9 protein-coding genes and 1 riboswitch are annotated in these 10,387 nt (G+C 32.7%); all 9 genes read right to left on the minus strand.

Going from position 1 to position 10,387, the window contains the following annotated elements; genetic code table 11:
* Positions 1-155 precede the first annotated feature (155 nt).
* Positions 156-668, minus strand: a complete 513-nt coding sequence (locus B3J44_RS20305; RefSeq protein ID WP_286971111.1) for an alpha/beta hydrolase — start codon at positions 666-668, stop codon at positions 156-158.
* Positions 669-762: 94 nt separating this feature from the next.
* The gene (locus B3J44_RS20310; protein WP_198854634.1) at positions 763-1,935 is read right to left on the minus strand and encodes a trans-sulfuration enzyme family protein; all 1,173 of its coding nucleotides are present in this window, start codon (positions 1,933-1,935) and stop codon (positions 763-765) included.
* 136 nt (positions 1,936-2,071) lie between these two features.
* Positions 2,072-2,497 carry an OsmC family protein gene (locus B3J44_RS20315; RefSeq protein ID WP_035645609.1) on the minus strand — a complete coding sequence of 142 codons (426 nt, stop codon included), beginning with the start codon at positions 2,495-2,497 and terminating at the stop codon, positions 2,072-2,074.
* A gap of 189 nt (positions 2,498-2,686) precedes the next feature.
* Complete coding sequence (thrA, locus tag B3J44_RS20320) at positions 2,687-5,101, minus strand: bifunctional aspartate kinase/homoserine dehydrogenase I (protein ID WP_286971112.1); 2,415 nt, start codon at positions 5,099-5,101, stop codon at positions 2,687-2,689.
* Between the two features lies 1 nt (position 5,102).
* Positions 5,103-6,086: an alpha/beta fold hydrolase gene (locus tag B3J44_RS20325; protein ID WP_286971113.1), complete on the minus strand. Its 984-nt coding sequence runs from the start codon at positions 6,084-6,086 to the stop codon at positions 5,103-5,105.
* Between the two features lie 77 nt (positions 6,087-6,163).
* A riboswitch (SAM riboswitch) is annotated at positions 6,164-6,271 on the minus strand.
* A gap of 190 nt (positions 6,272-6,461) precedes the next feature.
* Entirely contained in the window at positions 6,462-6,662 is a 201-nt protein-coding gene (locus B3J44_RS20330; RefSeq protein WP_286971114.1) for a hypothetical protein, read from the minus strand.
* A gap of 652 nt (positions 6,663-7,314) precedes the next feature.
* On the minus strand, positions 7,315-8,403 hold the full coding sequence (locus B3J44_RS20335) for an aspartate kinase (protein ID WP_286971116.1): 1,089 nt from the start codon (positions 8,401-8,403) through the stop codon (positions 7,315-7,317).
* A 230-nt stretch (positions 8,404-8,633) separates the two neighbouring features.
* Positions 8,634-9,938 carry an O-acetylhomoserine aminocarboxypropyltransferase/cysteine synthase family protein gene (locus B3J44_RS20340; protein ID WP_286971117.1) on the minus strand — a complete coding sequence of 435 codons (1,305 nt, stop codon included), beginning with the start codon at positions 9,936-9,938 and terminating at the stop codon, positions 8,634-8,636.
* Positions 9,939-10,006: 68 nt separating this feature from the next.
* The gene (locus tag B3J44_RS20345; RefSeq protein WP_177211093.1) at positions 10,007-10,183 is read right to left on the minus strand and encodes a hypothetical protein; all 177 of its coding nucleotides are present in this window, start codon (positions 10,181-10,183) and stop codon (positions 10,007-10,009) included.
* Positions 10,184-10,387: the final 204 nt, after the last annotated feature.

Genomic DNA, 10,387 nt, shown 5'->3' on the forward strand with positions numbered 1-10,387 from the left:
TACTGAAATAAAAACAAAATCAATAATACCATTAAAGAAACGATCACGATCAGAAGTTAACAATTTCTTTTCCAGCACATATGTAGAGTTAGCCATTTTTCGCTTTAATTATTTAACATTCTAGGTTCACAAAAATATATCTTTTACAGAATTAATTACAAAAAATTACTACAAATAAGAAAAGCATTTTCTTTTTCTTGATACAAAAGATGATCCTGATTTTCAAAAATTAAATTTGAAATTCCGAGCTCTGAAAACCATTCATATTTTGGGATATTTGAATCCTTCTCTCCAAAATAAAGTTTGATTTTACAATTGGGAACTTCATTTTCAAAACGCAATCTTGTCGAAGAGACAGCAACTAATTGTGTCGCCTTTAATCCTTTTAGAGAAGCTTTCCATGCAATTGTTCCCCCAATGCTAAAACCTAAAACAGCCACTTCTTCTTTTTCAAAATCTAATAAACTATTTACTGCTTTTTCAATTCCGCCATTCAAAAATTGATTATGGATTTCCTTTTCCTCACTTGAAGAATCAATCTGAGCTAATTTTAAAACATCATAATATTGAACATCAAATTTGGGTTCTAAAATTTCGATATAATTCTGAATCCATTCAGGATTGCCACCAAACAAATCTGACAGCAAAAGCAATCTTGGTTTTTTCATATGTTGTAAAACTAATTAAGAAAAGTGGTTCTTTCAATAACAAAGAAAGGGCTATTTCAAAAAAATAGCCCTTCAAAAGTATTATATTTTATGTTTAAGCCAACGCTTGTTTTAAATCTGCAATTACATCTTCAACAGTTTCTAAACCAACAGAAACACGAACAAGACCTTGTGTGATTCCAACCGCTAATTGATCTTCTTCAGATAATTTGCTGTGTGTTGTAGAAGCTGGATGCGTAACAATTGTTCTTGTATCTCCAATATTTGCAGATAATGAACAAAGTTGAATTGAATTCAAGAATTTTCTTCCTGCTTCTATTCCGCCTTTAATTTCAAATGCAATAATATTTCCACCAGCTTTCATCTGTTTTTTAGCAATTTCGTACTGTGGATGCGATTTCAAGAACGGGTATTTTACGCTATTTACATTTGGATGGCTTTCTAAAAATTCAGCCACTTTTAAAGCATTTTCACAATGTCTATCTACACGAACAGCCAATGTTTCTAAACTTTTTGAAAGAACCCAAGCATTAAACGGTGATAAAGCTGGACCTGTATTTCTTGAAAACAAATAAATCTGTCTGATTAATTCTGCATCTCCAACTGTTACTCCACCTAAAACACGACCTTGTCCGTCAATTAATTTTGTAGCTGAATGGATAACCAAATGTGCCCCAAATTTAATTGGTTGCTGTAAATAAGGCGTTGCAAAACAGTTGTCGATTATTAAAATCAAGTTGTGCTTTTTAGCAATATTTCCTAACAATTCTAAGTCAATTACATCAACTCCAGGGTTTGTTGGAGATTCGGCGTATAATATTTTGGTGTTTGGCTTAATGAAACTTTCGATTGTTTCTGGCTTATTAATTTCGAAATAAGAAGTTTCGATATTCCATTTTGGAAAATAAGTCATAAACAACGCGTGAGTCGAACCGAAAACACTGCTTGCAGAAACAATATGATCTCCAGAATTTAATAATGCTGCAAAAGTAGAATATACTGCTGCCATTCCTGTTGCGAAAGCATAACCTGAATCGGCACCTTCCATTTTGCAGATTTTATCTACAAACTCTGATGTGTTTGGATTACTGAAACGGCTGTAAATATTTCTTTCTTTTTCTTCTGTAAAAGAAGCTCTCATATCTTCAGCATCTTCAAAAACGAAGCTTGATGAAAGGTACAAAGGCACCGAATGTTCTAAATATTGAGATCTTTCTAATTGTGTTCTAATGGCTTGTGTTTCAAAACCAAATTCTTCTGTATTCATTGTGTTTTGTTTTTTTGTTTTTTTGTTTCAAGTTTCAGGTTTCACTTTTTAAAACTGAAATCTAAACCAAAAACAAGTCAATTATTTATGCTTAATCTGAGTATTTTCAAATTATCTAATTGACTAATTATCTAATTTATAAAGCTTCGTTGTTCAATACAACTTTGTATTTAATTGTCGCTGTTGGCTCAACTGTTTTGGCTACCGAACAGTATTTCTCAAAAGAAAGCTGTGCTGCTTTTTTTGCTTTATCAGGGTTGATTTCTCCTTCTAAATAAAAAACCACATCGATTTCTTTAAAAGGTTTTGCCTCTTCGATTTGAACTCGTGTTCCTTCAACCTCAGCATTAAAAGAAGTGATTTCCTGACGTTGTTTTTTTAAGATCGAAATCATATCAATAGCACTGCATCCCGCAACTCCCATTAATACTAATTCCATTGGACTTGCACCTAAATCGCTTCCGCCAAATTCGGCTCTGCTATCAACGTCAACTACGTGTCCGCGTTCATTTTTTACTTTAAAATGAAATGCGTCATTTACTCTGTTTAAAGTTACTTTCATTGTGTTGTTATTTTTTTGTTTTTTATTCTATTCAATTTTGTCATTTCGACTCAAAGGAGAAATCGCACTAGAAATTCCGCAAAGAATATCGCCAATCTTTGTCGAGTTCCGAGTGTGATTTCTCGTTCCTCGAAATGACAAACTAGGCTTGCAGATCTTAAATCTAAAATCTGCAATCTAAAATAGCTCTTATCCTTTATCAGACAATCTCAAAATATCTCCGAAAACGCCTCTTGCTGTTACCGCAGAACCTGCACCAGCTCCCTGAATAACGATTGGACGATCTCCGTAAGATTCTGTATAAATTTCGAAGAAAGAATCAGAACCTTTTAATCCGCCTAATGCAGTATCTTTTGGCACTGAAACTAATTTTACTTCTAAATTTCCTTTATCATTCTGCAAATCTCCAGACAATTCACCAATATATCTTAAAACGTGATTTGGCTGTTGCTCTGCTTTTATTTTAGCATAAATTGGATCGAATTCTTTTAATTTCGTCAAGAAATCGGCAGCACTTCCTTCACGTAAGTGTTCTGGAATTAAATTCTGAATTGAGATTTCTTCAAACTCATTTTGCAAATCTAATTCTCTAGCTAAAATTAATAATTTTCTACCAACATCATTTCCGCATAAATCCTCACGCGGATCTGGTTCTGTATATCCGTTATCAATTGCTTCCTGCAAGATTTCGCTGAAAGGCGCATCTTTTGCAGAGAAATTATTGAATAAATAACTCAATGTTCCAGAGAAAACTCCTTTAATTTTAGTGATATTTTCTCCCGAAAGGTGTAACAATTTGATTGTATCAATTAATGGCAAACCTGCACCAACATTCGTTTCATATAAATAATTCTTTTGGTTTTCTGCCAATGCTTTTCGCAATTCTTTATAGAAACCATAACTCAAAGTATTAGCCACTTTATTTGAAGAAATTAAATCGAAACTGCTTTCTACAAGTGGAATATAATTTTCAACGAAACTTGCACTAGCTGTATTGTCAATTGCAATTAAGTTCTCTAAGTGATGCTCATTCGCATAAGCAATAATATCTTTTATGGTGTAAGCCTCGCCTTTAGCTGCAATATCGTTTTTCCAATTGCTAGTAACACCGTATTTGTTTAAAAGCAGTTTTTTAGAATTTGCAATTGCAAACACATTCAACTTAATATCTTTACGTTTTTCAATTGCCGCAGCCGATTCTAAAATCTGATTGATTAAAGTTCCTCCAACTAATCCGTGACCGAAAATTGCAATGTTGATCTTTTTAGAAACTCCAAAAATTTCTCCGTGAATTACATTAAGCGCTTTGTTTAGTTCTTCTTTTTTAACAACCAAACTCACGTTTTTACCTGTTACGGTGTTATTGAACAAAATTGGAACAATTTTATTTTTAATTAAAGCCGTATATGGTTTATGGAAAGTACTCAAATCTTGTCCGATAATCGAAATTACCGATACATTGTCAGTTACTGTAATCTGATTTACGTCTTTAGAATAAAAGTCATTTTCAAACTCTTTTTCTAATTCAACCATTGCAAGAGTTGCTTTTTCAGTTGCTACCACAAGTCCGATTCCTCTTTCTGACGAACCTTGTGAAATGATACTCACGCTGATATTATGATCACCCATTACTTTAAAAATTCGGGCATCAACTCCTGCTTTTCCAAGCAATCCACGTCCTTCAAGATTTACTAATGATACATTTTCTAAAACAGAAAGCGTCTTAATTCCTTCTTTAGAAGAATCTGAAGTAATTAAAGTTCCGCGGTTTTCGTGGTTGAAAGTATTTAAAATTCGTAACGGAATGTTTTTTTCTAATAAAGGAATAATCGTTTTGGCATGAAGAATTGTTGCTCCAAAATTTGCCAATTCGTTTGCTTCGTTAAACGATAAATATTCGATTTTCTTAGCATCGGCAACTAAATCTGGATTTGCCGTATAAATTCCGTCAACGTGCGTGAAGTTTTGTAATTCTTCCGCGTTTAAATAATTTGCGATTAACGAAGCGGTATAGTTACTGCCATTTCTACCTAAAGTAGTTGTGTCGTTGTTGTTGTTTGAGCCAATGAAGCCTGTAACTATATTAACCGTTTCGCCGTTATGTTCTTTAAAATAATTTACTACGTTTTTCTTTGAAAGCTGTTCCAAAGGCTGTGCATCGCCAAATTTTGAATCTGTTTTCAGTAAATCTCTCGTATCTACAAAATTGGCAGGAATTCCTTTTTCCAATAAAATAGCCGTCAATAATTTAGCCGAAAGCAATTCACCTTTAGATAAAATCTGATCTTTGATTTTTTTGCTATAATCTCCAATTAAACTTACTCCTTCAAAAAGTTTGTCTAAAACATTAAATTCTTCAGATAAATCTACCTGCGGATAATCTGAAATCTGGTATTTTTTGAAATTTTCTAATAATTCTTTATAACTGCCGTTTTTAGCAGCAATGCTTAAAATAAATTCTAATTCGTCAGTAGCATTTCCACGTGCAGAAACTACAACGGCAATCTTTTCGCCTTGATTTACTTTATCTGAAATGATTGAAACAACTTTGTTAAGTCCTTCTCCGTTTGCTAACGATTTACCTCCAAATTTTAATACTTTCATTTTATTTCTTTATTGTTTCTGCCTTAAAAATATCGGCAAGTAAATGATCTAATTGTTTGTACTCGATTAAAAAAGCGTCATGTCCGTGAACCGAATCAATTTCGCTATAGAAAACATTGTCTTTAAACTTCTTCAATTCTTCGTAGGTTTCTACATTTTCTTTTGCTGTAAAAAATAAATCTGAATTGATTCCGACGATATGAATTGAAGCTTTTGTTTTAGACATTAAGTTTTCAAAACTTTCACTATTTCTAGTAATATCAATTGTTTTAAGCAACTGATTCATTAATTTATAAGAAGACAATTGAAATCTTTTCTGCAATTTTTTTCCGTGATGTGCCAACCAGCTTTCGATATTAAAAATCAAAAGATCTTGGTTGATCGTGCGCTGAAATTTTTCTTTAAAAGATTCTGGCGAACGATAACAAAGCATGGCATGTATTCTTGCATCTTCGATTGGTCTTGAAGAATTGTTTAGAATTTGTTCTTGCAGGAAACAATTAGCGATAAGCCAATCAGTCGATTTCCAGTCGCTCGCAATCGGAATAAGATTTTCTGTGATATTTGGCGCTAATGCTAAAATTTCCCAAGCAATTCCGCCGCCAACAGAACCTCCAATAACCGCAAAAAGCTTTTCGATATTTAAAGTTTTTACGCCTTCAATAAAGATTCTTGCGATGTCTCTAGCTGTAAAATCTAAATAGTTGTCAATTAAAAAGGAATTGCTTCCGTTTCCTGGAATATCGAAAGCTAAAATGGTATAAACAGCAGTATCAATGGTTTTGCCTTCACCAATCAAGTCATTCCACCAGCCGTTTTCGCCAGTAACTTGCGAATTTCCAGTTAAAGCATGGTTAACCAAAACAATAGGCGCGCTGTGCAAAGGTTGTCCTGCCAGCGTAAAACTTAATGGTATAGAATGATAAGTTGCACCACTTTCTGTGATGAAATCTTGAATTATAATGGGATTTGGTATATTTTCCAATTTCAAATCTGTTGTATTATTGATTTGTATATGGAAATATTAGAAAGAAAAACTAGGTTTAACTAGAAAAAATCTTGTTGTTATCTTTCCACGTTTGGCGTGGTAGAATGTAGCACCTTCTTCGTTTTACCGAAGGGTTGCTAAGGCTTCATCGGGTCTAATCCCTCGTCCTTTCTTTATAACATTTCAATACGTGTTTGAACTTAACGGTGCAAATTAACTACTAATTTCTCAAACAAACAAATTTTATCTAAAAGTGTTTGTTAAATTTCTGAGACTTACTTTAGCAAAAACTATTATACGCAAAAATTTACCGAACAAAAATGCCCAGTAAAATTAAGCAGGTTTTACCCTAAATTTATGATGCTTTTTCGTTTAGATAAAAAGCGTTTCATTTTCTTTTGAATACATCAAAAACAATAAAGAGTTTGGCACTTTTTTCTCAGCGCTTTTATCTTCCTCTGTGATTCCGAATCTTGGGTGAGCCAATTCGTTTGTTGGCGGCGGATTATTATTTTTTGTCCTTCTGTTTTTCAATTTAGAAATTTTTTCTGCGAAGTAGTTCAATTTGCTCATGATATTAAGTTTTAGTTAAGTTGTGTTTTATAATCTTTATTTCTCGTTTATCTTTTTGTTAAGTCATTTTCTAGAATAAAAAAACCCTTTTGGATTTTTAGATACCAAAAGGGTTTAAGTTTTTAAACTCATTTATACTTTTAGTATCAACAGACGTTCACGCAAATAAGCGCGACAGCAAACATCTTAGTGTTCATCTGTAAGGATTTATTCATCTGTGATTTATATTGTATTTTATTTAAATTCTGCATTTGTTGTAAATTAAAAAGCCTCCTAAAATATTTCTTAGGAGGCTTTTACTATATTATTATTGTATTCTTACAATTTTTTAGCAATAGACACCCCCGCCTCGGTCTTAACCGAGATGGCACAAAACATTTTGTTGACTTTTAAGTTCATTTGATTTCTAGTAGTTTTTGGGTATAACAAATATGCAAATATTTTTCTTATTACACAAATAAAATTCAAGAATTTAATTACAAAATCCGTTGAAAATGTGTTTTTTAACGTTAAAAAACATCTTACAAAAACGAAAACGAAATAACACAAGTAAAAAACTTACAAAATAAGCCAATTTTCCTTCATAATTCCATTTGACAAATCAATTTATCAAAGAACTTTTTTCTCTTTTATATTTTTTTTAACTAAAAAATTACAGCCAAACGGCTTCTTTACTCCTAATTCGCTCCGCAATTTTCAGAATATCGGTTATAATTCCTCTAGAAATTGCTTGTTTGCAAGGTGGAGCGCTCTGAATTACGATTGGAATATCGGCATAAGATTTAGTGAAAATTTCAAAAATGGTATCAGAACCTTTTAATTGTCCGATTGGGGAATTTATTGGTTCCGAAATTAATTTGACTTCTAAAGTGCCTTTTTCTACATCAAACTCTCCCACATATCTCAATACATGATTTTCTGCTTGAGTAATTTTTGCGATTTTAAAAGATTTATCGACAGCATCTTTGTTTAGCACTCCATTTTTTTCTAAATGGTCTTCGGTTATGAAGGGCTTGATTTTAATATCTGAAAACTCAAAATCTTTTCCTATTTCTCTGGCCAATATCAAAAGTTTCCTTGCAGAATCGTTTCCAGACAGATCTTCTTTAAAATTAGATTTCATTAAACCTAAAAGGCTCGCATCTTTTAAAACAGACGAAAACGAAACATCTTCTGATGAAAATCGATTAAAGACATAACTCAGATTATCCGAGAAAACACCTCGAATCTTAGTGATTTTTTCGCCCGAATAATACAAATCTCTTAAGGTTTGCAAAACAGGAATTCCAGTTTCAACCGACGTTTCATACAAAAACTCCTTGTCATACTTTTTAAGATCTGCTCGTAGTTCTTTATATAAATCAATTGGAAGCGTATTGGCTTTTTTGTTTACCGCCACAATATTAAATCCGTTTTTGATTAACGTATTGTAATGCTTCACCAATTCATCGCTGGCTGTTGCGTCTACGGCAATCAAGTTTTCGAATTCATTTTCTTGTGCAAATTCGACTATATCTTCTACTTTAAAAGGAACTGCCAATTGTCTAAAATTGGTTTCCCAAGCATAGCCAACACCTTCTTTCTCAAAAAAGGCAACCGTCGAATTGGTTATTATTGGAAAATGAAAATCGACATTTTTACTTTCCAGAAAAAACTCCTGACTTTCAACAATTTGATTAATCAAAGTACTTCCGATATTTCCAATTCCGAAAAGGATAATGTTTATTTTAAGCTTTGACATAATTTCTAACATTTTTAATATTTTAAAACCATATAAGTGATGTAAGTTCATTTAATATTTTTTGCAGCACAAAGCTAGATGCACTGTGGTGCGTCTTTACATTACGCTTCTTCTAAAATGCACTTATATTTCTTATATGGTTTAAATTTTATAATGATGTTTTTCATAAAAAATTACCTTTAGCAAAACCACTCGCTAAAGGCAATTTTTCAAACAAAAAACAAAAAAACCTAATTTTTATTGATGCTGAATTGAGAAAGCGAAACGTTCTCAAAAACAGTTTGCAAATCAGCAATTAAATCTTCAATATCTTCAATTCCCACAGACAGACGAATCAAATCTTTAGAAACTCCAGTTTCTATTTGTTCCGCTTCTGTTAATTGCTGGTGTGTAGTACTTGCTGGGTGAATAATCAATGATTTTGTGTCACCGATATTGGCCAGCAAAGAGAACAATTTTGTATCGTCTACCACTTTCTTAGCTGCATCAAAACCTCCTTTTAATCCAAAAGTGATAATGCCGCTTTGCCCTTCAGGAAGATATTCTTTAGCCAAAGCATTATATTTATTCGATTTTAAACCTGGATAATTTACCCAAACCACCTCATCTTGTTTTTCTAACCATTCAGCTAGAGCCAAAGCATTTTCACTATGTTTCTTGATTCGGATTGGAAGTGTTTCTAGTCCCTGAATAATCTGAAAAGCATTAAATGGACTCAAAGCAGAACCAAAATCACGTAGTCCTTCAATTCGAGCTTTTGCTATAAAAGCTGCATTTCCTAAGGCTTCATGATATACTAATCCGTGGTATCCTGCAGATGGCTCGGTAAATTCCGGGAATTTTCCGTTTGCCCAATCAAAGTTTCCAGCATCAATTATAACGCCTCCTAATGAAGTTCCGTTTCCTGCGATATATTTAGTTAAGGAGTGAATTACAATATCGGCACCATATTTAATTGGGTTTAATAAATAAGGTGTCGCAACTGTATTGTCTACTATAAATGGTACTTTGAATGCTTTGGCTTCTGCCGAAATTGCTTTTAAGTCTAATACATCTAGTTTTGGATTTCCTAGAGACTCAACAAAGAAAGCTCTTGTATTTTCTTTTGCTGCTTTGGTGAAGTTTTCAGGTTTTGAAGGATCTACAAATGTGGTAGTAATTCCTAATCTTGGCAAGGTAACTTTTAGAAGATTATAAGTTCCTCCGTATAAACTATTTGACGCAACAATATGATCTCCCGCTTTTAGCAAAGTCAATAAAGTTGTTGAAATTGCAGATGCTCCAGAAGCAGTTACTACAGCTCCAATTCCTCCTTCGAGTGCTGCCAAACGCTGTTCTAAAATGTCATTTGTTGGGTTATTTAATCTCGTGTAGATAAATCCAGCTTCGGCAAGACCAAATAAATTGGCTGCATGATCGGCGTTATTAAATACATATGATGATGTCTGATAAATAGGCACGGCTCTTGTTCCTGCGTTTTTAGTTACGTCGTGTCCTGCGTGTAATGCGTTTGTTGCAAATTTTTGTGTGCTCATGATTTTTAAGTTTTTAGGTATTGTTAATACGTTTTATATTGTAATTGATATTGATTTTTAAAATTGATTTAAGCTAAAATATCTTCAGCTTCTTCTTCAAGATCATATAAATGAAATAGTAATGATTTTTGTGTTTTTGTCTGCTGCGCAGGATCATATTTTAGCGTTTCAGTCGATGTCTCTTCCGAATTATTATTTCTTAATAAGTATTGAAATGCGATTGTATTTATATCTAGTGTATTCATGATTTAAAATTTAAAATGTTGGAAATAAAAAAGCCCTTTCGGATGGCGACCAAAAGGGCTTATAGTTTAACTATAACAAAGATTGTCTCTTTCACTTTTGGCAACAGCAAATTGGGATGCACATTTGCATCATCTTACAACACATCATATTTCTTTTTGCTATTGTTTTCATTTTTATTTAAAATTTGAATTCGACTATTTTTT

It is taken from the genome of Flavobacterium sp. UBA4854 (genome assembly GCF_002399805.1).
GTDB classification, from domain to species: domain Bacteria; phylum Bacteroidota; class Bacteroidia; order Flavobacteriales; family Flavobacteriaceae; genus Flavobacterium; species Flavobacterium ginsengisoli.

Excerpts from the sequence above, each read along its gene's own strand:
- B3J44_RS20305 (WP_286971111.1), bottom strand. The coding sequence starts at position 668 with ATGAAAAAACCAAGATTGCTTTTGCTGTCAGATTTGTTTGGTGGCAAT.
- B3J44_RS20310 (WP_198854634.1), bottom strand. The coding sequence starts at position 1,935 with ATGAATACAGAAGAATTTGGTTTTGAAACACAAGCCATTAGAACACAA.
- B3J44_RS20315 (WP_035645609.1), bottom strand. The coding sequence starts at position 2,497 with ATGAAAGTAACTTTAAACAGAGTAAATGACGCATTTCATTTTAAAGTA.
- thrA (WP_286971112.1), bottom strand. The coding sequence starts at position 5,101 with ATGAAAGTATTAAAATTTGGAGGTAAATCGTTAGCAAACGGAGAAGGA.
- B3J44_RS20330 (WP_286971114.1), bottom strand. The coding sequence starts at position 6,662 with ATGAGCAAATTGAACTACTTCGCAGAAAAAATTTCTAAATTGAAAAAC.
- B3J44_RS20335 (WP_286971116.1), bottom strand. The coding sequence starts at position 8,403 with ATGTCAAAGCTTAAAATAAACATTATCCTTTTCGGAATTGGAAATATC.
- B3J44_RS20340 (WP_286971117.1), bottom strand. The coding sequence starts at position 9,938 with ATGAGCACACAAAAATTTGCAACAAACGCATTACACGCAGGACACGAC.
- B3J44_RS20345 (WP_177211093.1), bottom strand. The coding sequence starts at position 10,183 with ATGAATACACTAGATATAAATACAATCGCATTTCAATACTTATTAAGA.